This is a genomic window from Microvirga sp. GN3, from assembly GCF_055792825.1.
The window spans coordinates 17,033-39,559 of record NZ_JBVVAK010000075.1 but is presented as its reverse complement, the minus strand read 5'-3'; the positions used below and the strand labels follow the sequence as shown (position 1 = coordinate 39,559).

The following is a 22,527-nucleotide window of genomic DNA, read 5'->3' as shown; positions in this document are numbered from 1 at the left end:
GTCCCATGAAATACACCAGCTTTGTGCGGGTCAGCACCCAGGAACCAGCATTTTACGATGCTTCGCGAGGGCGAAGAATCCTTCTGCCCCAAGAAGTTGTGGGTTATTCAGGGCCGACTAATTATAGGGGCCCATGCACAGCACGACCCCGAGCGGCGTGCGCCGGATCTGCCCGATGGTCCCTTCAACGATGAGGAAGCGCGAGTTGCTGCTGTCGAGCTCCTTCAATGCCTCGATGGTGGCCCGGACGTAGTCCACCGTCCGGTCGAACTCCTTCTCCGAGTCGGCCTGGCTCTTGCCGATCTCCCACATGATGAGGCTGACCACCTCCTGCCGGCGGGCGATCATCTGGTTTGTGAAGTTCTGCATGCAGGCGATGCGGTCGGCCACCGTCATGGTCGGCCAGACGCCCCTGCCCTCATCGTAAGCCGCCACCGCCGCAGCGAGGGCCTCCTCGGCTTCCGGTTCTCCCCCAACCGGATAGCTCCCGAGCTCGACCTGCTCTAACGAGCCGTCAGGGTGACGCACGCACACAGGTGACCGGACCGTTTCGACAGGTCCTTTCCAGGACCGTAGCTCCCCATTGACGAGATATACGCGCTGATGAACTGAGGACGGGGGCTGATGCTCGGCAAGCATATCGCTCTCGAAAGGAAACAGCTGCTTAAGCGCGGCAGAGTCAAACATTTCTGTATCTCCTATCTGTTCCTGTCGCTTGCGTCAGCGCGACAGATTTCATCGGAATCTGTCTGTTCAATCCTCTCGGCGAGGAAGACCGACGGTATGGTTATGCTGCTGAAACAAGGGATCTTTCGTTGATCTCCTCTGGTCATCATTTTCATCAGCCTGGAAGGCTGGTAACCGTTCGTTTGGCGCCTTTCTCGTACAGGCTCTTCAAGCCCTTCGTCACAGCGCCGGTGAAGCGCGGGTCCTGGGGAAGATCGTCCCCGAAAACTTCACGCACAGCGAACAGCTCCTCTGCCAAGCGCTCGGCGGAGCCCCCTGCGGATTGAGCCAGCTCCCGCAGCCTTGCTGCTAGGGGATCGCGCACGTCGATGGGCGCGCCTTTCTCATCCAAGCCCGTGACATAGCGCATCCAGGCTGCCACCCCGAGAGACAGCCGCGCGATGGAGGCGCCCTCGCGCAGCCGGTCGCGCACTGTTCCCAGGAGGCGCTGCGGGAGCTTCTGAGAACCGTCCATGGCGATCTGCCAATTGCGGTGCTTCAGGGCGGGGTTCTTGAAGCGCTCGATGAGCGCTCTCTTGTAAGAGGTCAGATCGGCTCCCGGCGGCATGTGGAGCGTCGGGGTGACCTCCTCGTCCATGAGCCCTTCGATCAGCCGCACGAAGGCCGGATCTGCCATGGTGTCTGCAACGGTCTCGTACCCTGCGAGATAGCCGAGATAGGCCAGGGTCGAGTGGCTTCCGTTGAGCAGCCTGAGCTTCATGTGCTCATAGGGCTCGACATCGGCGACGAACTCGGCGCCTGCCCTCTCCCAGGCCGGTCGTCCCTGCGGAAAGCGGTCTTCAATCACCCATTGCGTAAAAGGCTCGGTCACGACGGGCCAGACATCCTCGACGCACAGGGCATTGCTAATCCGCTTACGATCTTCGTCTGTTGTCGCGGGAACGATCCGGTCAACCATGGTCGAGGGGCAGGAGACCTCATCCGCCACAAAGCGTCCGAATTTGGGATCGCCAAGTTCCGCAAAACGGATGAGGACCTGCCGCACGGTTCGGCCGTTCAACGGGAGGTTATCACAGGAGAGTACTGTCAACGGCGGCACACCTTTCGCTTGGCGGCGACGCAGCGCTTCAATGATGAAGCCGAGAGCAGACCGCGGCGCGCCAGGATAGGCGAGATCATGCACGACATCCGGGTGGGCTTCGTTCAGGGCACCAGTCGCTGGGTCGTGACAATAGCCCTTCTCGGTCACTGTGAGGGACACAATTCGGGTCCGCGGATCGGACATCACGTCCAAAAGATCATCCTGAGCTCTTGGCGCGACGATGATACGCTGGATAGCGCCAATCAAACGCAAGTCTTCCCCGGCTTGTGATCGAACCGAAACGGTATAGAGGTTGTCCTGGGGCGTGAGTGCATCGTAGATTTCTGGGCTGCGTAGGCTTGCAGCCACAATTCCCCAACGCGGATCCTGAGCGAGAACATCGTCCGTATAGAAGGCCTGGTGCGCCCGATGGAACGCCCCCACACCGAGATGAACGATACCAGCGGTGACGGCTCTCCTGTCATAGCAGGGGCGTCGAACGCTTGGTGGGAGATGGTCGGTTATGGCATTGCTCAGGCGCGTCAGCATCATAGCCTCCATGTCTCGTTCGGTTGTTCGTACTGAGATTGGCAGCCTGTTCTGAAGCGAAGCTAGGCTGAACCTTGATACTAAAAGTATCCGCTGTTGCTCGTGCTAATGCTTTTGCCCGCCCGATCATGCGCGGTTATCCGTGCTTTCATATGGGCTGTGAGGGCAGCCGCCTTGTCAGGCGAGAACGTGAGCCCGAGTTTTGAGCGGCGCCACAAGACATCCTCCACATCTCGTGCCCATTCCTGATCCATCAGGTAGTCAACCTCGTTTTCGCCGAGATCTGCGTCGAAGATCCGTCCCAGCTCTCCCTTGGCACCAAGAATCTGCCGGGTCCGCGTCCCATAGTTGCGAGCCAGCCGGCGGATCGTTGTTTCGGGGACGGCAGGCGCCTCCTTCTTGAGTTGAGACACCAAGGCTTCAAATCCCTGGACGGGGAAGTCGCCTCCAGGCAGCGTCGCTCCAGCCGTCCACGTGGCTCCGCGGGCGCCGAGCACCTCTTCGATCTTCTCCAGGACAGACTCGGCCAAGCGCCGATAGGTTGTGATCTTTCCGCCGAAGATGTTGACGATGGCGCCATCCTGGGTCGTTCCGTCGACTTTGATGACATAGTCTCGGGTGGCTTCCTGAGCCATCGACGCACCATCGTCGTACAGGGGACGAACACCGGAATAGCTCCAGACCACATCGCCGGGCGTGATGCCACGCTCGAAATACTCGGACGCCGCCTCGCACAGGTAGGCAATTTCCTCGTCCGAAATCTGTACCCTGTCGGGGCTTCCGCCAAAATCCCGGTCGGTCGTTCCGATCAGGGTGAAGTCGCCCTCGTAGGGAATGGCGAAGATGATCCGATTATCCTTGTTCTGGAAGATGTAGCATCGATCGTGATCGAACAGCTTCCGGACCACGATATGGCTGCCCTGGACGAGCCGGACATGGCGGCGTTCGTTTTCACTGATCGATTGACGGAGAACCTGATCGACCCATGGGCCGGCTGCGTTCACCACGAGCTTCGTCGTCACCTCGCGGATCTGCCCCGTCTCCTGATCCGTCAGTTCGATAATAAAGGTTCCATCACGGCGCCGGAGCCGCGTGACTTTCGTGCGTGTCAGGATCTCGGCGCCCCGGTCTGCGGCATCTCGTGCATTGAGGGCGACAAGCCGAGCATCCTGCACCCAGGCGTCTGAGTATTCAAAGGCCCTGGTATACCCCCCGCGCAGGGGCTTTCCGGCCGGATCACGCGCGAGATCGAGCGTTCGCGTTTTTGGAAGCAGCTTCCGGCCGCCGATATGATCATACAGGAACAGACCGAGCCGTAGGAGCCAGGCCGGCCGCAGACCCCGGTGATGAGGCAGGACGAAGCGGAGTGGCCAGATGATGTGGGGCGCCATCGACCAGAGTACCTCGCGCTCCATCAGGGATTCTCTGACGAGGCGGAACTCATAATGCTCAAGGTAGCGCAACCCGCCGTGGATCAGCTTGGTGGAGGCTGACGAGGTCCCGCTGGCCAGATCCTGCATTTCGGCGAGAAGGACGCTGTAGCCGCGTCCGACCGCATCACGGGCGATTCCGCAGCCATTGATGCCGCCGCCGATCACGACGATGTCGAATTCTGAGTGAGCCATAGTGATTCCCTTCAGATGCGATCCTGCGAGCGTCGGTCAGGGCCCCTGCCAAATCGTCCGCTGCACAGCGCGCCGCCAGCCGGCGAGAGCCCGCTCGCGCTCGTCTTCGACCATTGCCGGCTCGAACCGGTGATCGGCCCGCCAACTGCGGGCAAATCCCTCACTATCGGGCCAGACTCCGACGCCGCACCCGGCCAGCCAAGCCGCACCCAAAGCCGTCGTTTCGAGAATGACAGGCCGGTCGACAGGGCTGTTCAGAATGTCGGCGAGGCGCTGCATCGTCCAATCACTCGCCACCATGCCGCCATCCACACGCAGAACCGTATTGGCTGCGGCCGACCAATCTTGACGCATGGCATCGAGAAGATCCCGCGTCTGGAAGCACACGGATTCCAGCGCTGCCCGCGCGATTTCATTCGGGCCGGTGTTGCGCGTGAGGCCATAGAGCGCTCCACGTGCATCGGGTTGCCACCATGGCGCTCCGAGGCCGGTGAAGGCGGGAACGAGATAGACCTCCTGCTGTGGATCGGCCTGTGCCGCAAATGATCCGGATTGATCCGCGCGCTGGAGAATGCCGAGCCCATCACGCAGCCATTGGACAGCAGCCCCTGCAATGAAGATTGAGCCTTCAAGCGCATAGGTTGTGCGACCGTTGATGCGGTAGGCAATGGTGCTCAGCAGACGGTTCTTCGAGGGCACGCGTTCATGCCCCGTGTTGAGGAGCGCAAAGCAGCCCGTGCCGTAGGTGGACTTCATCATCCCTGGCGAGAAGCAGGCCTGTCCGACGGTGGCTGCCTGCTGGTCGCCGGCCACACCACGGATGGGGATCGCCACGCCGAACAGGCCGGGATCCGTGGTGCCGAAATCGTCGATGCAGTCCCTGATCTCGGGCAGGATGGCACGCGGTACCCGGAACAGGCGCAGCAGATCCTCGTCCCATTCGCCGGTGTCGATGTTGCACAGCATAGTCCGCGAGGCATTGGTCGCATCGGTGACATGGCGCCGTCCACCGGTGAGATGCCAGAGCAGCCAGGTGTCGACCGTCCCGAAGGCAAGATCGCCACGCTCGGCCCGTGCCCTGGCACCTTCGACATTATCCAGAATCCATGCGATCTTCGTGGCGGAGAAGTACGGATCCGCGAGAAGACCGGTCCGATCGGTAATCAGCGTCTCGGATCCATCGGTCTTCAGCGCGGCGCAGCGATCCGCCGTGCGTCGATCCTGCCAGACAATGGCATTATGGATGGCGCGTCCCGTCTCACGATCCCAGACAACCACGGTCTCGCGCTGGTTGGTGATCCCGATGGCCGCGATGTCCGAGGCTGCCAATCCCGCATCGGCCAGCGCGGATCGCATGGTTTCCACGATCGTGCGCCAGAGATCCTCGGGATCGTGCTCGACCCAGCCCGGTTTCGGATAGATCTGGGGGAACTCGCGCTGAGCAAGACCGCGAATCCTGTAAGTGCCATCGAAGACGATGGCACGGGACGACGTGGTACCCTGGTCAAGCGCCAGTACGAAGTCAGCCATGCGCTCCTCTCCTTTCTGACGCGGACATCGGTCGCTCACACTCCAGCGATGTTGATGTATTTGATCTCAAGGAAGCCCTCGATGCCGTATTTCGAGCCCTCACGGCCGAGCCCCGACTGCTTCACGCCGCCAAACGGCGCCATCTCGTTGGCGAGTGCCGGCGTGTTCACCCCGACCATGCCGCTCTCGAGCGCCTCCGCCACGCGCCAGACGCGGGCCATGTCCTTGGCATAGAAATACGACGCCAGCCCGAACTCCGAGTCGTTCGCCATCGCGATCACCTCGGCCTCGTCCGTGAACGAGATGATCGGCGCCAGCGGCGCAAACGTCTCCTCCTTGGTCACCGTCATGGCTTGCGTCACACCGGTCATCACCGTCGGCTCGAAGAACGTGCTGCCGAGGTCCGAGCGCTTGCCGCCCACCACCAGCGTGCCGCCCTTGGCCAGCACGTCGGCGACATGCTCCTCCATCTTGGCCACGGCGCGCTCGTCGATCAGCGGCCCCATGGCCACGCCGGCCTCGGTGCCGCGGCCGAGCTTGAGCGCCTTGGCCTTGGCGGCGAGCTTGGCGGCAAAGGCCTCGGCCACGCCCGCCTGGACATAGATCCGGTTGGCGCAGACGCAGGTCTGGCCGGCATTGCGGAACTTCGACGCCATCGCGCCCTCGACCGCCGCGTCGAGATCGGCATCGTCGAACACGATGAACGGCGCGTTGCCGCCGAGCTCGAGCGACAGCCGCTTGATGCCGTCGGCCGCTTCCTTCATCAGCCAGCGCCCGACCCCGGTCGAGCCGGTGAAGGTGATCTTGGCCACCTTCGGGTTGTGGCAGAACTCCTCGCCGATCGGCTTGGCCTCGCCGGTGATCACCGAGAACGCGCCCTTCGGCACCCCGGCCCGCTCGGCCAGCACGGCGAGCGCCAGCGCCGAGAGCGGCGTCTGGGCGGCGGGTTTCAGCACCATGGTGCAGCCGGCCGCCAAGGCCGGGCCGACCTTGCGGGTGATCATGCCATTGGGGAAGTTCCAGGGCGTGATCGCCGCGCACACCCCGACCGGCTGTTTCAGCACCACGATGCGCTGGGACGGCGTGGCGCCGGGGATGACGTCGCCGTCGATGCGCTTGGCTTCCTCCGCGAACCATTCGATATAGGCCGCGTTCGAGATCACCTCGGCCTTGGCCTCAGGAAGCGGCTTGCCCTGCTCGGTGGTGAGGATCAGCGCCAGGTCGTCGGCGTTGGCGATGATCAGGTCGTACCATTTCCTCAGGATCGTGCTGCGCTCCTTGGCGGTGCGCTTCGCCCAGTCCTTCTGCACCGCGGCCGCGGTGTCGATCGCCCGCCGTGCGGCGTCGGGGCCGAGGTCAGGCACCTGAGCGATGATCGCACCGTCATAGGGGTCGGTGACGGGGATCGTCCCGCCGTCGGGCGCATCGATCCACTTGCCCGCCACATAGGCCCGGGCCTCGAGAAGAGCCGGGTCCTTCAAGGCAAGGGTGCGATTTCCGGCAGGCGTTGCATGCTTGGTCATGATGAAGCTCCTAGGAGACGGATGAGGGCGGGCGCACCGAGCGACACGCCCGACAGGAACAGAAGGACGAACACGATGCGCCGCATCGTGTTCGATGAAATAGGGGGCGGCCAGCGTCGGGCCGTGTAAGTTGCGCCCATCACCAGCGGGACAGCAAGGAGCCCCCACCAGACCGAGCCGTGAGGCAGATTGCCGGAGAAGGCGACAACGCCGTTACGCACCACGGCATTCAGCGCGAAAACTGTTACCAGGGTCTCGCGAACTTTCACATGGGGCATGGGCTGGCGGTAGAAGTGATAGACGAGCGGTGGGCCTGCCGTCGAAAACATTCCCCCCATCAGTCCTGCAATCCCACCGAAGAAGAGAAACGAGGCGTCGTTGGACTGGCGTGCCAGAGGCTCTGGTCGGCTCGCGAGCTGCAGACTCGAGACGATGATGACGAGCCCGAGAATAATGCGCAGAATATCGGCGCGAGTGCCTGCGAGCCATTCGAGAAGGACATAGCCGGCAAAGAGCATAGGAATGCTGCTCGCCATGACGATCCAGAACTCACGCCAAGCGACATCGTGCCAGCCTTTCAGGAGCATTTGCGCGGCATTGACGAGCGTGAGAATGCTCACGAGCATTGCGGCGTCCGGCAAGGACAGCAGGCCCGTGAGCCCAATTCCGCCCATGGTGATGAGCCCGAAGGCAAAGCCGGTGAGGGTCTGCGCGTAAGCCGCAACGCTCGTGAGCAGCAGAAAGCCGATGATGGCCTCGGGCGACATAACTTACAGCGACCTCAACCCGGCGAACAGCCCCGCGAAGCGCGAGCCGGCCCGATAGAAGACAGGCGGCTGGCCGAAAGGCGCAGCGACGGTCACCTCCTGCCCGCCCTCGATCGCCTGATCGGACCAGACATGGATCCACTCCGCTCCTTCGGGGAGATAGGTGGTCCACTCGGTCCTGCCGGCCTGCCAGACAGGCGCGACGAGCAGATCGGGGCCGTAGAGATAGGCATCATGGATCGCATAGGTCCGTGCGTCGTCCTCGAAATGAAGGAACAGGGGGCGCTGCACCGGAAGGCCATGGGCGGACGCTTCCGCCGCAAGCGATTTCAGGTACGGCACGAGGTGCACGTAAACCCTGGTCATCCTGGCGAAATGCGCGAGAACCTCTGGGTCCTGATCGATCTGCAGGTTGTCGCTCGGCCGGTTGCCCTCATGCGTGCGCATGACCGGCGTGAAGGCTCCCATCTCGGCCCAGCGCATGATGAGCTCGGCCGTGCGGACATTGCCGAAGAGGCTGGTATAGCCACCAATATCCGAATGGTGATAGGCATTGCCGAGAAGGCCTGAGGACAGCGCGCCTGAGATCACGGTCACGAGGCCATCATGGCGCGTGAAGTCGACCGACTGGTCACCGGCCCAGAGCAAGGGGCAATGCTTCTGGACGCCCGTGTAGCCGGCGCGCATGAAGAACAGGATCTCGCCCGTCTTGCCCCGGCTCTCGACGCCGCGGGCATTCACCTCGGCCCATAGGGTCGGCCAGGCGTTATGCATGAGCTTCGCATTGATGCCGTTCGCAAGATGAACGTCGATCGGCAGATACTCGCCGAAATCCGCCATCCATCCCGAGAGGCGGAAGTCGAGCATGTTCTGGCCAATTACGCGCTCGGCAAACCAGGCTGCCGCATCCGGATTGGTGAAGTCGACGACGCCACAATCGAACTCGCCGAAATCGACGAGAGCCGTCTTCCCGCTCGCGTCCTTCGCGAAATAGCCCGCCGCCTCCGCTTCCGGAAACAGAGAGCCGTCAACGGCGAGATAGGGGTTGACGTAGCCGAGAAAGCGGATGCCGCGATCCTCAAGCTCTGCGATGCGCTGGCGCAGGGCCGGATAGCGCTCGTCATTGGCCTTCCAGTCCCAGAACAGGCGTGCCCCGAAGGACGTGTGACGCAGGCCCACCCAATCCTCGCACCAGAGGCCTGACACTTTTGTGCCGGCGGCCATGATCGTCTCCAGCCGCTCGAACGATTTCGCGCCATCCTTCAGGCCGATGATCGCGCCGTTATAGACCCACTCGGGCAGCGGTGGCTGGCGGCCGAAGCGGTCCGCCATCGCCTCGACCAGTGCAATGAATGTAGGGCGAGCGGTGATCTCGATTCGCTCCGGCACGGCCCAGATCTCGATCTCGTGGCAATCGTCCTTCCTGAAGTCGAAGGCCGAATAAGCCGTCGTCTCCACGTGCAGAGCGTAGTGCCGCGAGGAGAGGTAGGTCGGCTGCGGATAATTGGTATTCCAGTAATCGCCGCCCGCCTTGCCGGTGACATCCGCCTTGTGGGTGATCTCCGTCGTCTTGTCGCGTCCCACGCCCGGCTCGGACGTCCAGAGCGGGAACCTGCGACCGCGCATGTCGAAATAGGACATCTGCTCGCCGCCGCTCCAGACATGCTCATCGCTCTCGGCAACGACACGCAGCCACACGCGATTGATCGACGGGTCGGCATTCGCGAACCCGACGGTGGTGTTGGAGCCGCCACTCGAAACGACAAGTCGCATCCTCACCGGCTGCCCGGGAGCGGCGGAGAAGGCGATCTCCGATCCCGATACGACCGCATGGGCCAGCGGTGTGCGCTCGACCACGTAGTCCTCGATGTCGAAATTGCCGCGGTACATGTCCATCCGCTCCTCGCCACGGCCAACGAAAAGGCAAGGAGCATCACTGCGGTGACGAAGGATAACCTTTTCGTCGACGATTAGGTTGAAGCCGTTGGCGATTGTCTGGATCGGCATGGGAGTTCTCAATTCTGGGTCAGGCCGGCATCGACGATGAAGTTTGCACCGGTGCATCCGGTGCTTTCGTCCGAGCCGAGGAAGAGCGCCATCCTGGCTATATGACTGGCGTCGAGCCGGAACTTCAGCGCCTGGAGGTCGAGGAACTGCTGGTTCAGCTCCGGCGTCAGCCAGAGCGCCTTCTGGCGTTCGGTGAGGATCGCGCCCGGCACGATGCAGTTCACGCGGATACCGGAAGGGCCGAGTTCCCGGGCCAGCGTCCGGGTCATGCCGTTGATCGCTGCCTTCGCGGTAGTGTAACCTACCATCCCGGGGCGGCCTCGCATCCAGGAGATCGAGCCGAGCATGATGACCGAGCCCTGCCCCGCCTTCGCCATGCCGTTTGAGACGGCCTGGGTGGCGAAGAACTGGTGATCAAGATTCAGCGCTAGGGCGCGCCGCCAGTCATCCGGCTCCACCTCGGACATGTCGTGCCGGTCGTCCTTTCCGGCATTATTGACGAGAACATCGACTCCGCCCTTGTCGCGCTCGATCCGCGCGAGTACATCCCGCAGCGCCGCAATATCGGTCACGTCGCAGGCATGGAACGTTGCGCCGGTGGCGGAGGCCAGGGTCTCGCCCACGTCCTTGGCAATATCGATAAAGGATACCCGCGCGCCCTGCGTCACGAAAGCCCTCACAATCTCCTCGCCGATGCCGGACGCACCACCTGTGATGACCACGGAGCGGTTCTGCAAGGAGCGGTATTGAACGCTTGTGTAATCGAACGACATCGAAGTCCGTGCCTCAGATGGATGAATCAAATTTGTATTCGGGCTGCCCCGGCACATCGACCGACATGGAGAAGAGGCTGCCGGAATGTGGAAGTTCCGCCAGTTCCTCCTCGGAGCGGCCCGTGCGTGCGGATGTGACATAAAGTGTCTTCAGGTTGGGCCCGCCGAAGCACACCATGGTCGGGCAACGGGCTGGAACAGAATACTCCGCCAGCAGGCGCCCATCCGGCGCATAGCGCTGGATGCGCCCGCCCTCGAAGAGCGCCGTCCAGTAGCAACCCTCCTGGTCCACCGCTGCGCCGTCGGGCCTGCCGCGGTCGGTCTCGGTCGGCTCCAGACGCACGAAGAGAGTCTTGTCCGTCGCCTCACCTGTCTCCGGATCGTAGGCATAGCGCCATATTGTGAAGGTGGGCGTGTCGGAATGATAGAGAATGCGTCCATTCGGCGAGAAAGCAACGCCGTTCGAGGTCAGAAGACCGCCAGCCATCGCCACGAGACCCCATTTGTCATAGCGATAGAGATGCGCCTTGCCGCCAGCTTTCGGCTCGTCAATGGTTCCGGCGAGGAAGCGGCCTGCGGGATCGATGCGGCCGTCGTTGAAGCGGCTGGTGCGCTGGTCCTCCGGATTCTCGGCAAGCTTCACCTCAGGTTTGCCGCAGGCATCCAGAAGCCAGATGCCGGAACGAAATCCGGCGATGAAGCCGCCCCCCTTGCGAAATCCGTAGCACCCGATTTCCTCGGGCATGTTCATGGTGCGGTGCTCGCCTGTGGCAGGCGTGAAGCGGTGGAGCGCCCTGCCCTTGATATCGACGAAGTAGAGCGCCTTCTCCTCGACGGACCATTGGGGACACTCACCGAGTTCAACCCTGACATCAAGTGTGACAGTCAAGCTCATCGGAGGACCTCCACGCCGAAGCGGACCTTTGCCGACATGCGCTCACCCGGGCTCAGCACCGTCAGGCCGTGATCGGGAATGTCCGGCCGGTTGATGGCATTGTTGACGTGGCTTACGGGCTCGACGGCAAAGAAATCGCGGCCGGCGGGCACATAAATGACGAGATGGCCGAAGGTCGGTTCGGCCTCCAAGCGGATTTCGAGCTTTTCCTGTTCGAAGACAATGCGAGCGGTTCCGCTCCAGCCCCTGAAGCAGTTGTCGAGACGTGCTTCTCTGAGGTCGCGCAGCTCTCGATAGTCCCACTTCTCCGGAACAGGAAGGGCATTCGTCGGCAGAGAATCATCGCCGTTCGGATAGACGCCCTCCGTCACGAATTGCAGGCGAACGCCGGGACGTCGGGGGAAGAATGGGTGGAGACCGAGACCGGCCGGCATGGCGCGGCGATCCTCGTTTTCAAGAACGAGCGTGAGCGTCAGACCATCGGGGTCGAGAGCGAAGATCTGTTCGGCGCGATAGGCGAAGGGCCAGTCTTTCGCTTCGTCTCCCTCGGGCCGATGAACGAAGCCGAGGCGGCAACGGGTCCCGCTGGCTTCTATGACCTGCCAGGGCTTCTGCCAGGCGTTGCCGTGAATGGAATGCGGATGGTCGCCGAAGTTCAGGGCCAGCTGATACCCCGTGCCTTCGAATGTGAAGCGGCCATTCGCGATCCTGTTGGAATAGGGAATGAGCGGATAGCTGCAGGTCTGGCGGACAAGGCCCTCACGCAAGGCCTGCTCGGGCATCTCGCGCATGATGGCCATGCCGTCGCGCCAGAAGCCCACGATGGCTCCGCCGACGGACGGAGCCAGATTTAGCCCGAGAGCGCCATTCCTGAGCGAGACGGTCAGCGGAGCCTCCAGAGGTTTCAGTAGGCGGCAGCGGGCGCGGCGGGAACAGATGCTGCATCGCCGCGTAGATCGCCGAGCCACTCGGAGGCGCGGCTCGTCATCATGGCAATATCGGATGCAACCGCCACATAGCTGTAGCCGTAACCGATGAAGCGGCGCACCATGTCCGGATTCGGACCGACGATCCCGACCGGCTTGCCTGCGTCGTGGGCCGCTTTTGCAGCCTTCCCGATCAGCGCCTGAACCTCAGGATGAGCGATATTGCCGATATGCCCCATCGCGGCGGCGAGATCGCCCGGCCCGACGAAGAGTGCATCGATGCCCGGGACGGCAGCGATCTCCGGCAGGCGCTCGATCGCTTCCGGCGTTTCCAGCTGGACGATGACCGCCACCTGATCGTTGGCGCGTTTCAGATAATCCACCGCGCGCCCGAACCGCGAGCCGCGATGCACGGCCGCCACGCCGCGCACGCCCTCGGGAGGATACTTGGCGTAGGAGACCGCCAATCGTGCCTCTTCGGCTGTCTGGACGAACGGCACCATGATGGTCTGCGCGCCCGCATCCAGCACGCGCTTGACGAGAACTTGGTCGTTCCAGGCGAGACGCACCACCGCATCGGCCGGGGTGCAGCCGATGGCGCGCAGGATATGGGCGAGGTCCGCAACCTCGATCGGCACATGTTCCATGTCGACGACGAGGAAGTCGAAGCCGGAATAGCCCATGGCTTCGGCAGTAGCGGGAGCGGCTGCCATCAGCCACGTGCCGAGCGGCGGGTTCGGGCCCGCTCCCTTCCGCCATCCTTTGAAACGGTTCTCGATGCTGATCATGACGGACCCTTAGAAAATCGACGGCTCGACCACCGGGCCGGGCGTGCTGAGGAAATCGAAGTCACAGCCTTGGTCGGCCTGTGAAACGTGGCGCTGGTAGAGAGCCGCGAAGGAGCGCTGGTAGGTGTGGGCCGTTGGTTTCCATTCGGCACGGCGGCGTGCGAGCTCCTCCTCGTCGACACGCATGTCGAGGCGGCCGGCTTCCACGTCGAGTTCCACGAGATCACCGGTCTTGAGCAGAGCGAGCGGCCCGCCCACGGCGGCCTCGGGCGTGACATGGAGAATGCAGGTGCCGTAATGGGTGCCGCTCATGCGCCCATCGCAAATGCGCACCATGTCGCGCACACCCTGTTTCAGGAGCTTCTTGGGGATCGGCAGATTGCCCCATTCGGGCATGCCCGGCGCACCCACGGGGCCAGCATTGCGGAGCACGATGACCGTATCTTCCGTGATATCGAGATTCGGATCGTCAATGGCCCGGTTCATCTCGGCCGGGCTGTCAAACACGAGGGCCGGACCGACATGCTTGAGGAACTTCGGATTTGCTGCCGATGATTTCATGACTGCACCGCTGGGTGCGAGGTTGCCACGCAGGAGGGCGAGCGTCTTGCCCCGCGAGAGCGGCACGACCGGATTGTCTTCAGCCCGGATGACGTCATCGTTCCAGCACTCGGCCCCAGCGATATTTTCGCCAAGAGACTTGCCGTTCACGGTCATTGCATCGCGGTCGAGATGACGCTCGAGCTTCTTGAGCTGTGCCAGGAGCCCGCCAGCAAAGTAAAAATCCTCCATCAGGTATTCGCCCGACGGAAAGAGATTGGCGCAGACCGGCACTTGGCCCGCCATCTCCGACATGTCGTCCAGCGTGAGGTCCACGCCCGCACGGCGGGCCATAGCGACGAGGTGGACGGCAGCATTGGTGGACCCACCCAGCGCCATGTAGGCGACGAGCCCGTTGCGGAAGCTGCGCGCATCGAGGAAGCGGGAAGGCTTCATGTCCTCCCAGATCATCTCCATGATGCGCTCGCCGCAGGCCGAGGCCATTCGCGGATGGCCGCTATCCGCGGCCGGAATGGAGGATGCGCCGGGGAGCGTCAAACCCATGGCATCCACGATGGACGTCATGGTGGACGCTGTGCCCATGGTATTGCAGGTGCCGATGGAACGGGTCATCCGGCTTTCCAGGTCGACCCAATCCTGTGGCGAGATGTTGCCGGCCCGAAGCTCGTCCCAGTATTTCTTGGTGTGGGTGCCCGCTCCGGTCTTCTGGCCACGCCATTGTCCATTCGACATGGGTCCCGCCGGGCAGTAGATCACCGGGATATCCATGCTGATCGCGCCCATGAGGAGCCCGGGCGTGGACTTGTCGCAGCCGCCGAGAAGCACCGCACCGTCGATCGGGTGCGAGCGCAGGAGCTCCTCCACCTCCATGGCGAGGAAGTTGCGATAGAGCATCGTGGTGGGCTTTACCATCACCTCGCCGACCGACAGGGCCGGCAACTCCACCGGATAGCCGCCCGCCTGCCAGACGCCGCGCTTCACGGCCTCGGCCCGATCGCGCAGATGCGAATGGCATGGGCTCAAATCGCTCCAGGTGTTGATGATGGCAACGACCGGCTTTCCGAGGAACTCCTCTCGGCGCAACCCCATCTGCTGAGTGCGCTGGCGATGCGCGAAGCCGCGCATGTCGTCGGAGGCGAACCAGCGCTGGCTCCGCAACTCCTCGATAGGTCGGCGTGTCATTTCAAAAGTTCCTTATCCCTTGATGCCGCCAGAGGTCAGGCCGGATACGACGCGCTCTTGGAAGATCACGATCAGGACAGCGACAGGCACGATGCCCACAACAAGCGCCGCCGAGATTACCGGCCAGGGGAAGGCGAACTCACCCTGGTAGAGCGTGATGCCGACCGGAAGCGTGCGCAGCATCGGGTTAGAGTTGAACGAGAGCGCGAGCAGGAACTCGTCCCAGGAATTCACGAAGGCGAGAATCCCTGCGGTGAAGACGCCGGGGGCCGCGAGCGGCACCACTACCTTGAAGAGGGCGCCCAAGCGGGTGCAGCCGTCGATCATGGCGGAGTTCTCGAGATCGCGCGGAATGCCCTCGAAGAACGAGACCAGGATCAGAGTGCAGACCGGCAGGCTCAGGACCGTATAGGGCAGAATGAGGGCCACCCACGTATTGAGCAGGCCGAGGGCGCGCATGATCTCAAAGAGAGGCACGAGCAGCGTGACCAGAGGAAAGGTCGAAACTGCGATGATCGCGGACAGGATCAGATCCCGCCCCCGGATCTGGAGCCGGGCCAGTGCGTAGGCCGCCAGAACGGATATGAAGAGCGTCAACGCGGTGGAGAGAATCGCCACCATGAAGCTATTGAACAGGAACAGCAGTAGCGGCTGGTCGGTGAAGGCACGCAGATAATTGGCGATCGTCGGCGCGTGAGGCAGCCATGTGATCGGCTTGGCGGTCAACTCGGCTTCCGTCTTGAGCGACGTGAACAGGATCCACAGCGCCGGGAACATCCCGTTCATGACCAAGATGAACCCGATCAGAATGCGCAGCGGCTTGCCGGAGAAGATCGAGCGGTTGGCAAGTGTATCGTGGCTCATGGCTGTCACCCCTTGGCCCGGATCATGCGCAGGTAGATCGCCGTCACACCCATGGAGAGGGCGAACATGACCACGGCGAGCGCGGAGCCGTAACCGAGATCGAGGAAGTCGACCGTATTCTGGTGGATGTACATGGCGAGCGTCGCGGTAGAAGTGCCCGGGCCGCCGCGTGTCATGGTGAAGGGAATGTCGAAGGTCTGCAGCGCCGTGATGGTGCGGAAGATCAACGCCACGACGATGGAGGGCTTGAGCAGCGGCAGCGTGATTTCGAAGAACTGCCTGAGGCGCCCTGCCCCATCCACCTCCGCCGCCTCGTAGAGCGAGCGTGGAATCGTCTGGAGACCGGCGAGGATGATGAGCGCCATGAAGGACGAGGTCTTCCAGATGATCGTCAGGCAGATCGCCGCAAAGGCCCAGTTGGCGGAATTGAACCAGATTATACCTTCGAAGCCGAGGCGCCGAAGCAAGTCGTTCACGACGCCATATTCGGAATGGAAGAACCACGCGAAGATGAGGCCTGCGAACGCGAGTGGCAGAGCCCACGGTATCAGAAGCGAGAGGCGGACCGGCCATTTCGTCTTAAACGGCAGATTCGCCATAAGGGCGAGCGCCAGACCGACAAGCAGCGCACCCGGAACCGTGATGAGCGTGATAAGAACCGTGTTCCAGGTCGTCTCCCAGAACACCGGGTCCTCCAGCATGAGAGAATAATTCTCAAGCCCTGCGAAGGTCGCCGGTGCGCCCGAGGTCAGAGATAGGTTCTGGAAGCTCGTCCAGATCAGACGGCAGACGGGATAGACGATAATGAGTGCCAGCAGCAATGCCGCCGGCAACAGCAGCAGCATGGCCAGGGTGCGCTCGCTCGGATCGAGGAACCGCGTCCACCATTTCGTGCCGCTCTCGTTATGTGCCGTCACTAAGGTTGTTTCGCTGGCCGTTGCCATCGTCATGATCCTGCCCGGGTGCAACGTGGGGGATGGATATCCGTGGGCATCCATCCCATGGGTTTGAGTGTGGATTAGCGCAGGACGCGGCGCAGGCGGCCTTCCATCTGCGTGGCGCCTTCCTCCGGCGTCGATTGTCCAGCCAGAACGGCGTTGACAGTGGTGCGGATGATATCGCTCACTTCGTTGTAGCGGGGCGTCACCGGACGAGCCTTCGCGGTCTCCACCACCGGACGGGCGTTGGCGAACCACGGAACGGCCTTGGTCACGTCCGAGTCCGTGTAGACATCCGGAAATTGCGGGAGCAGAGCGGCGTTGATCGCCATGAACTCCGAAGTCTCGGGGCTCGACAGATACTGCACGAATTTCTGCGCTTCCGTCTTGTTGTTGGAGTATGCAGACACGCCCCATTCCCAGCCGCCGAGGCAGGAGGCCGGCTGACCGCCCTTCACGGCGGGCAGCTTCACGACGCCGACCTTGTCCTTCACGGCGGATTCAGCTCCTTGGAACTGCCCCCAGGCATAGGACCAATTGACGGCAAAGAGCACGTTGCCGGCCTGGAACTCCTTGCGGGTGTCATCGGTGGCGACTTCCGCGATGTTCTTCTTGGCGACGCCCTGATCGACGAAGTCCTTCCACAATTTCAGGGACTTCACCGCGGTATCCTTGTCGAAGGACAGCTTGCCATTGGAGACGAGCTGCTTGCCCATGCTCCAGTACGGCAACAGGAAGGTGCAGACCGCGCCCTCAATCGCCTTGCCCTGGAAGGAGAGCCCCTGAAGATTCGGATCCTTCTCGGCCTCAGTGACTTTCTTCGCCGCAGCAGCAAGCTCGTCCCAGGTCTGCGGCGGCTGGATGCCGTGCTTCTCCAGAAGATCCTTGCGGTAGTAGAGGAACATGGCATCGGCAAAGGCCGGCAAGGCCACGACCTTGCCGTCGACGGTGTTCGCCTCGGCATAGGCGGGGAGGTAACGCTTCATGTAGGCGTTGGCATCGCTGCCGAGTGTCTCATTGAACGGAACCGTCCAGCCGGCCGCCGCATATTGCGCTGGGCGGATCACATCGAGGATCATGACATCGAGTGAGGAATCCTTCGCCGTCATGACCGTGTTGAGGTATTGCGCCTGCGCCTCGGAGGTGTTGCCTCCGGTCTCGATGGTCACCTTCACGTTCGGGTTTTTGGCCTCGTACATGTCAAAAGCCTTGCGCCAAACATCCGGACGATGCTGGCTGGAGACGAATACACGCAGATTGGTCTGAGCCATGGCGGCGGATGCCGACAGGGTGACAGCCACGCCGGCCAGAAGCAGCTTCATGGACTTATTCAATGTCATCATTCCCTCCGTGGAAGTTTGGCAGTGCCGGTTCCTTGCCGGCACCTTTTGTTGATCTAGCCCGTCAGACGAGGGCCCGTTCTGTTGCTGCATCGAACAGATGAATCCGAGAAGGATCGACACCGATAGACAAGGTCTCCCCGGGGCTCGGGCGCATCTCCGGCGCGACACGCGCCGTCAGCGTGGACGATCCGAGAGCAAAATGAATGAGGGTGTCGGAGCCCAGCGGCTCGACGACCTGCACCCGCCCCGAGAGAGCATGCCCCTCACCTGCCGGCACGAAATGCTCGGGACGAATGCCGACGATGACGTCGCGCCCTTCGGAATCTCTTGCCTTTCCGGCGGAATGACTCTGGAGCGGAATGCTGGATCCACCGTCGAACACCACGGCCCCGCCGCTGATCGTGCCCTTCGCGAAATTCATCGCAGGCGAACCGATGAAGCCGCCGACGAAGACGCTGGCCGGAGTATTGTAAACCTCGTCCGGGGTGCCGACCTGCTCGATCTCGCCGCCCTTCAGGATGACGATGCGGTCGGCAAGCGTCATCGCCTCGACCTGGTCGTGGGTCACATAGATGATGGTGGTGCCGATGGCCTGGTGCAGCCGCTTGATCTCGGTGCGCACTTGACCGCGCAGTTTCGCGTCGAGATTGGAGAGCGGCTCGTCGAAGAGGAACACCTGGGGGCGGCGCACGATGGCGCGGCCCATGGCGACACGCTGGCGCTGACCGCCGGAGAGCTGGCTCGGCTTGCGCTCGAGAAGCTGGCCGATGCCGAGCATCTCGGCGGCCTGAGCAATGCGGGTCCTGATCTCCGCCGCGGGCACCCCGCGCACCTTCAGGCTGAAGGCCATGTTGTCGTAGACGGTCTTGTGCGGGTAGAGGGCGTAATCCTGGAACACCATAGCGATGTCGCGCTCGCGCGGGGGCAGCTTGTTCACCACTCGCTCACCGATGCGGATCTCGCCGTCGCTGATGCTTTCCAGACCAGCGAGCATGCGCAGTGTCGTCGACTTGCCGCAGCCCGATGGCCCGACGAGGACGACAAATTCCCGGTCGTCGATTTCCAGGTCAATGCCCTTCACGATCCGAAGCGCACCGTAACTCTTCTCAAGCTTGCGGAAGCTGACTGACGACATGCTCCCTCCCTGTTGCTTTGGCGGCGCGCACGACTGGCGTGCGCCTAACCGGATGTCCTGTGGCGAGCCACAGCGGATTGGCGTATTTGCCGGATCATAGCGCTACGATTTTTGCGACGCAAGTCCAAATCGAGTACTCGACAAAAATTCTTTTGTGGGGCCTGAGGAACGTTGTAAGCTGTTCAAATCCTAGCTTTTGCCTTGAGCTATCACGTACAAATGTTATACTAGCGCTGCGAAATAGAGGGTTCGATGGACACCATCAACAGTGATTTGCAGAATCGGAGAACCCGTAAGCGGCGTAAGATGCAGCGCGTCACGATGATGGACGTGGCCAAGCTCGCCCAGGTTTCACCGTCGACCGTGTCGCTCTACCTGCGCAAGCCTGAAGCCGTTTCCGCTGCTGCGGGACAGGAAATCGCCCGGGCTATCGGCACCTTGGGCTACGTTCCTAACCTCGTGGCAGGAGGATTAGCAGCGGCTTCATCAAAGGTCGTCAGCATCATTGTCCCCTCGATCCGCAATGCCTTCTTTGCCGAAACGGTCTCGACCCTCCAGGCCGAACTGGCAGCGGAGGGACTCCAGGTCCTTCTCGGCCACAGCGAGTATGGAAAGGACCAGGAAGAGGCTTTGGTTCGCACCGCTCTTTCCTGGGCTCCGGCAGCCGTCATCCTGACAGGCCTCTCCCATAACGCTGGAACTCGGAAGCTTCTGGAAGCGAGCGGCGTCCCGGTCGTCGAAATGTGGGAGCTTGGCGGGAAGCCGATCGACATGGCAGTTGGTTTCTCACACCCTCAGGTAGGGGCATCCGCGGCCCGACACCTCCTGTCGAAAGGCCGTCGTAAGCTCGCGTTTCTGGGAGCGCGCATGCAGGAAGACCACCGTGCGGCCAAACGGGCAAGCGGCTTTGCTGAGGCCGCAGCCCAAGCCGGCGAGGCCCTGACCTGCGAGATCATTCGTCATCCTGGTGCAGCGACGGTTGAGGCTGGGGCTCTCCTCCTGAACCGAGCCCTTGAACAGGTCCCACACCTCGACGGCATTGCCTGTTCGAACGATCTGATCGCCCTCGGGGCTCTTTTTGAATGCCAGCGCCAAGGCGTCACCGTGCCAGATAATCTCTCAGTCGTTGGTTTTGGGGATCTCGACTTCAGCGCGTCGTGCATCCCTCCCCTGACAACGATCAGGCCATCGGGAGATCTGATCGGAAAAGAGGTTGCTCGGCTGATCCTCAACAGCATCAATGGTGACCGCCCTGAGGGGGCCTCGCGCATCATCGACACCGGACATGTCCTGATTGAGCGGCGGAGCACATAAAGGGCAGCGCAAGAGCTCACATGGGGATGGCCGGGTCAAGGCGGTTTGATTCGTGCGGGTATGACGAAGATCTTCAGGGCAGTGCTGATTTGTACTTCATGATGGGACTCGGCGACCTGGGCGGCAGTTTGTGTGCTGAACCGCGCCAAACAGGACAAACTCAGAACGATACCTCTCAGACGCTGTCGGTTTTCTGGTAACGAAATCCGCGAAATCGATCAGAATTCATCCTGTAGATCAAAGCTCCAATCGCATTACATATCCTTCGCCGACGATCAGCACCATCGAACAACGCGCCGTAGTCTGGAACCCGATTGCCGACGGCTTTGATGAGACCCGCCAAGCGAGATTGCATACAGAACGAGCGTTAGATTAGATGCGTTCAGACGAATGTTCGCCCTTCATCCAAGTTACCGAGGAGTTGGCGTGTCATTGCCATAATCCCTCATCTCTTGACGCCGCCGGAGTTGAGGTCGGGCACAACTCGCTCCTGGAAGATCACGATCAAAACCGCGACAGGCACGATGCCGACGGGCCCCGCTGAGATCGCCCGTACGACGACCTTGAACAGAGCGCCGATGCGCAGGGCCAGCGATCCATCCGGAGACTGGACTGGCGGGAAGAGGACTCGGCCAATATCGGGCAGCATCTACAGTATGCATTCCGAAGATTCACATCGCGCAAGCGTCTTGGCGAATGGCGCAGCACTTAGGGTGCCATTCACAATGTACCCGACGCAAACTACGCCACATACATGTGCCCTAGGCAGGGTGGGGCAGCGCTGGTGCTTCGTCGAAGAGGAACCGCCGCGGCACCGTCATTTTAAAATGGTCGGATAATCCAAAGCCTTTATCACCCCTCTCAATTCAGCCAAGCCTTTGAGGCGCCCGATCGCGGTATAGCCTGGGTTGACCCGCCTGCTTGAAGAGAGGTCATCAAGCATACGGTGCCCATGATCGGGGCGGAACGGGATCTTCTCGCTCTCCGTCCGCTGACGATCCTCGTTCAGGAGAGCATGAAGGACTGCCACCATATCGACGTCGCCTTCGAGATGATCCGCTTCATAGAAGCTCAGTCCATCCTGCTCCCGTCGCGTCGCCCTCAGATGAGCAAAGTGAATGCGCGATGCAAAGCGGCGGGCCATGGCAGGAAGGTCGTTATCCGCTCGCACCCCGAGACTACCTGTGCAGAAGCACATGCCATTGGCCTCAGACGGCACGGCCGTGAACAAAGCCGCATAATCCTCCTCCGTCGAGGCAACGCGCGGCAATCCGAAAAGCGGCCGTGGCGGATCGTCCGGATGGAGCGTAAGCTTGACCGAGAGGCTCTCTGCGACGGGGGTGACCTGCTCCAAGAACTCGACGAGGTGCTTGCGCAGCTTCGCAGCGTCGATGCCTTCATAGGCGGCAAGCCGGTCGCGAAACGCCTCCAGGCTCAAGGCATCGGTCGTGGATCCTGGTAGGCCTGCTGCGATGGTTTTCGTCAGTCGTTCGACAGCAGCATCGTCCAACGCATCGACCGCCTTCCGCGCCCGCGCCTGAGCCTCCTGATCGTAGGAGTTCTCGGCACCGGGACGTTTCAGGATGTAGAGGTCGAAGGCCGCGAATGCATCCTGGTCGAAGCGCAGGGCGGTCGCCCCTGTCGGCAGCGGCCAATCGAGATCCGTTCGGGTCCAGTCTACCACCGGCATGAAGTTGTAGCAGATGATCTTCAGGCCGCCTTGGGCTGCGGCCTCAAGGCTTGCGATCCACGCCGCGATCGATTGCTTCGCACCGGCTCCATACCGTTTGATATCATCCGCGACGGGGATGCTCTCGATCACTGACCACCTCAACGGCGAGCGCCCAGGTGGCGTACTCTCGATAAGGTCGCGGTGGCGCTCAACATCGTTGAGCGACCACGCCACACCCGGCGGGACATGATGGAGCGCGGAGACAATATCCGTGGCTCCTGCCTGACGAACCGCATCCAGCGTTACCGGATCATTGGGACCGAACCATCGCCAAGCTTGTCTCATGAATCACGTCCTTCATGCTGTT

The 22,527-nt window shown here is 62.0% G+C and carries 19 protein-coding genes; 1 reads left to right on the top strand and 18 read right to left on the bottom strand.

Annotated elements, in window-relative coordinates; genetic code table 11:
• Positions 1–117: 117 nt before the first annotated feature.
• The 16 genes from ACS5Q1_RS28645 to ACS5Q1_RS28570 form a co-directional block, all read right to left on the bottom strand.
• Positions 118–687: an aldehyde dehydrogenase family protein gene (locus ACS5Q1_RS28645; protein ID WP_473101372.1), complete on the bottom strand. Its 570-nt coding sequence runs from the start codon at positions 685–687 to the stop codon at positions 118–120.
• Between the two features lie 154 nt (positions 688–841).
• A complete protein-coding gene (locus ACS5Q1_RS28640; RefSeq protein ID WP_473101371.1) occupies positions 842–2,329 on the bottom strand; it encodes a mannitol dehydrogenase family protein in 1,488 nt (495 codons plus the stop codon).
• 68 nt (positions 2,330–2,397) lie between these two features.
• The gene (gene glpD, locus ACS5Q1_RS28635) at positions 2,398–3,942 is read right to left on the bottom strand and encodes a glycerol-3-phosphate dehydrogenase (RefSeq protein ID WP_473101370.1); all 1,545 of its coding nucleotides are present in this window, start codon (positions 3,940–3,942) and stop codon (positions 2,398–2,400) included.
• Positions 3,943–3,978: 36 nt separating this feature from the next.
• Positions 3,979–5,472, bottom strand: coding sequence for a glycerol kinase GlpK (glpK, locus tag ACS5Q1_RS28630; protein WP_473101369.1), 1,494 nt, complete (start codon positions 5,470–5,472; stop codon positions 3,979–3,981).
• 35 nt (positions 5,473–5,507) lie between these two features.
• Positions 5,508–6,995 (bottom strand): NAD-dependent succinate-semialdehyde dehydrogenase, encoded by a 1,488-nt coding sequence (locus ACS5Q1_RS28625; RefSeq protein ID WP_473101368.1) that lies wholly within the window; start codon positions 6,993–6,995, stop codon positions 5,508–5,510.
• On the bottom strand, positions 6,992–7,762 hold the full coding sequence (locus ACS5Q1_RS28620) for a TSUP family transporter (protein ID WP_473101367.1): 771 nt from the start codon (positions 7,760–7,762) through the stop codon (positions 6,992–6,994). Before ACS5Q1_RS28620 ends, ACS5Q1_RS28625 begins: the two co-directional genes overlap by 4 nt.
• 3 nt (positions 7,763–7,765) lie before the next feature.
• Entirely contained in the window at positions 7,766–9,769 is a 2,004-nt protein-coding gene (locus ACS5Q1_RS28615; RefSeq protein WP_473101366.1) for an alpha-glucosidase, read from the bottom strand.
• An 8-nt stretch (positions 9,770–9,777) separates the two neighbouring features.
• Positions 9,778–10,542, bottom strand: coding sequence for an SDR family NAD(P)-dependent oxidoreductase (locus tag ACS5Q1_RS28610; protein ID WP_473101365.1), 765 nt, complete (start codon positions 10,540–10,542; stop codon positions 9,778–9,780).
• Positions 10,543–10,555: 13 nt separating this feature from the next.
• Entirely contained in the window at positions 10,556–11,437 is an 882-nt protein-coding gene (locus tag ACS5Q1_RS28605; protein ID WP_473101364.1) for an SMP-30/gluconolactonase/LRE family protein, read from the bottom strand.
• Positions 11,434–12,405 (bottom strand): aldose 1-epimerase, encoded by a 972-nt coding sequence (locus tag ACS5Q1_RS28600; protein ID WP_473101363.1) that lies wholly within the window; start codon positions 12,403–12,405, stop codon positions 11,434–11,436. Before ACS5Q1_RS28600 ends, ACS5Q1_RS28605 begins: the two co-directional genes overlap by 4 nt.
• Positions 12,342–13,151, bottom strand: coding sequence for an HpcH/HpaI aldolase family protein (locus tag ACS5Q1_RS28595; RefSeq protein ID WP_473101362.1), 810 nt, complete (start codon positions 13,149–13,151; stop codon positions 12,342–12,344). Before ACS5Q1_RS28595 ends, ACS5Q1_RS28600 begins: the two co-directional genes overlap by 64 nt.
• Before the next feature lie 9 nt (positions 13,152–13,160).
• Complete coding sequence (araD, locus tag ACS5Q1_RS28590) at positions 13,161–14,894, bottom strand: L-arabinonate dehydratase (protein WP_473101361.1); 1,734 nt, start codon at positions 14,892–14,894, stop codon at positions 13,161–13,163.
• Positions 14,895–14,906: 12 nt separating this feature from the next.
• Positions 14,907–15,758: a carbohydrate ABC transporter permease gene (locus tag ACS5Q1_RS28585; protein WP_473101360.1), complete on the bottom strand. Its 852-nt coding sequence runs from the start codon at positions 15,756–15,758 to the stop codon at positions 14,907–14,909.
• A gap of 5 nt (positions 15,759–15,763) precedes the next feature.
• Positions 15,764–16,702 carry a carbohydrate ABC transporter permease gene (locus tag ACS5Q1_RS28580; RefSeq protein WP_473101359.1) on the bottom strand — a complete coding sequence of 313 codons (939 nt, stop codon included), beginning with the start codon at positions 16,700–16,702 and terminating at the stop codon, positions 15,764–15,766.
• A 74-nt stretch (positions 16,703–16,776) separates the two neighbouring features.
• Complete coding sequence (locus ACS5Q1_RS28575) at positions 16,777–17,967, bottom strand: ABC transporter substrate-binding protein (RefSeq protein ID WP_473101373.1); 1,191 nt, start codon at positions 17,965–17,967, stop codon at positions 16,777–16,779.
• Between the two features lie 133 nt (positions 17,968–18,100).
• Entirely contained in the window at positions 18,101–19,174 is a 1,074-nt protein-coding gene (locus tag ACS5Q1_RS28570; RefSeq protein ID WP_473101358.1) for an ABC transporter ATP-binding protein, read from the bottom strand.
• Positions 19,175–19,426: 252 nt separating this feature from the next.
• Between ACS5Q1_RS28570 and ACS5Q1_RS28565 the strand changes: the two genes are divergently transcribed.
• On the top strand, positions 19,427–20,488 hold the full coding sequence (locus ACS5Q1_RS28565) for a LacI family DNA-binding transcriptional regulator (protein WP_473101357.1): 1,062 nt from the start codon (positions 19,427–19,429) through the stop codon (positions 20,486–20,488).
• 445 nt (positions 20,489–20,933) lie between these two features.
• Here ACS5Q1_RS28565 and ACS5Q1_RS28560 read toward each other — a convergent pair whose 3' ends face one another.
• Positions 20,934–21,137, bottom strand: coding sequence for a hypothetical protein (locus tag ACS5Q1_RS28560; protein ID WP_473101374.1), 204 nt, complete (start codon positions 21,135–21,137; stop codon positions 20,934–20,936).
• Between the two features lie 168 nt (positions 21,138–21,305).
• The gene (gene uxuA, locus ACS5Q1_RS28555) at positions 21,306–22,505 is read right to left on the bottom strand and encodes a mannonate dehydratase (protein WP_473101356.1); all 1,200 of its coding nucleotides are present in this window, start codon (positions 22,503–22,505) and stop codon (positions 21,306–21,308) included.
• Positions 22,506–22,527: the final 22 nt, after the last annotated feature.

Coding starts and splice junctions, on each gene's coding strand:
- ACS5Q1_RS28580 (WP_473101359.1), bottom strand. CDS start 16,702: ATGGCAACGGCCAGCGAAACAACCTTAGTGACGGCACATAACGAGAGC.
- glpD (WP_473101370.1), bottom strand. CDS start 3,942: ATGGCTCACTCAGAATTCGACATCGTCGTGATCGGCGGCGGCATCAAT.
- glpK (WP_473101369.1), bottom strand. CDS start 5,472: ATGGCTGACTTCGTACTGGCGCTTGACCAGGGTACCACGTCGTCCCGT.
- ACS5Q1_RS28565 (WP_473101357.1), top strand. CDS start 19,427: ATGGACACCATCAACAGTGATTTGCAGAATCGGAGAACCCGTAAGCGG.
- ACS5Q1_RS28605 (WP_473101364.1), bottom strand. CDS start 11,437: ATGAGCTTGACTGTCACACTTGATGTCAGGGTTGAACTCGGTGAGTGT.
- ACS5Q1_RS28585 (WP_473101360.1), bottom strand. CDS start 15,758: ATGAGCCACGATACACTTGCCAACCGCTCGATCTTCTCCGGCAAGCCG.
- ACS5Q1_RS28640 (WP_473101371.1), bottom strand. CDS start 2,329: ATGGAGGCTATGATGCTGACGCGCCTGAGCAATGCCATAACCGACCAT.
- ACS5Q1_RS28575 (WP_473101373.1), bottom strand. CDS start 17,967: ATGGCTCAGACCAATCTGCGTGTATTCGTCTCCAGCCAGCATCGTCCG.
- ACS5Q1_RS28615 (WP_473101366.1), bottom strand. CDS start 9,769: ATGCCGATCCAGACAATCGCCAACGGCTTCAACCTAATCGTCGACGAA.
- ACS5Q1_RS28560 (WP_473101374.1), bottom strand. CDS start 21,137: ATGCTGCCCGATATTGGCCGAGTCCTCTTCCCGCCAGTCCAGTCTCCG.
- araD (WP_473101361.1), bottom strand. CDS start 14,894: ATGACACGCCGACCTATCGAGGAGTTGCGGAGCCAGCGCTGGTTCGCC.
- ACS5Q1_RS28595 (WP_473101362.1), bottom strand. CDS start 13,151: ATGATCAGCATCGAGAACCGTTTCAAAGGATGGCGGAAGGGAGCGGGC.
- ACS5Q1_RS28620 (WP_473101367.1), bottom strand. CDS start 7,762: ATGTCGCCCGAGGCCATCATCGGCTTTCTGCTGCTCACGAGCGTTGCG.
- ACS5Q1_RS28610 (WP_473101365.1), bottom strand. CDS start 10,542: ATGTCGTTCGATTACACAAGCGTTCAATACCGCTCCTTGCAGAACCGC.
- ACS5Q1_RS28625 (WP_473101368.1), bottom strand. CDS start 6,995: ATGACCAAGCATGCAACGCCTGCCGGAAATCGCACCCTTGCCTTGAAG.
- ACS5Q1_RS28645 (WP_473101372.1), bottom strand. CDS start 687: ATGTTTGACTCTGCCGCGCTTAAGCAGCTGTTTCCTTTCGAGAGCGAT.
- ACS5Q1_RS28570 (WP_473101358.1), bottom strand. CDS start 19,174: ATGTCGTCAGTCAGCTTCCGCAAGCTTGAGAAGAGTTACGGTGCGCTT.
- uxuA (WP_473101356.1), bottom strand. CDS start 22,505: ATGAGACAAGCTTGGCGATGGTTCGGTCCCAATGATCCGGTAACGCTG.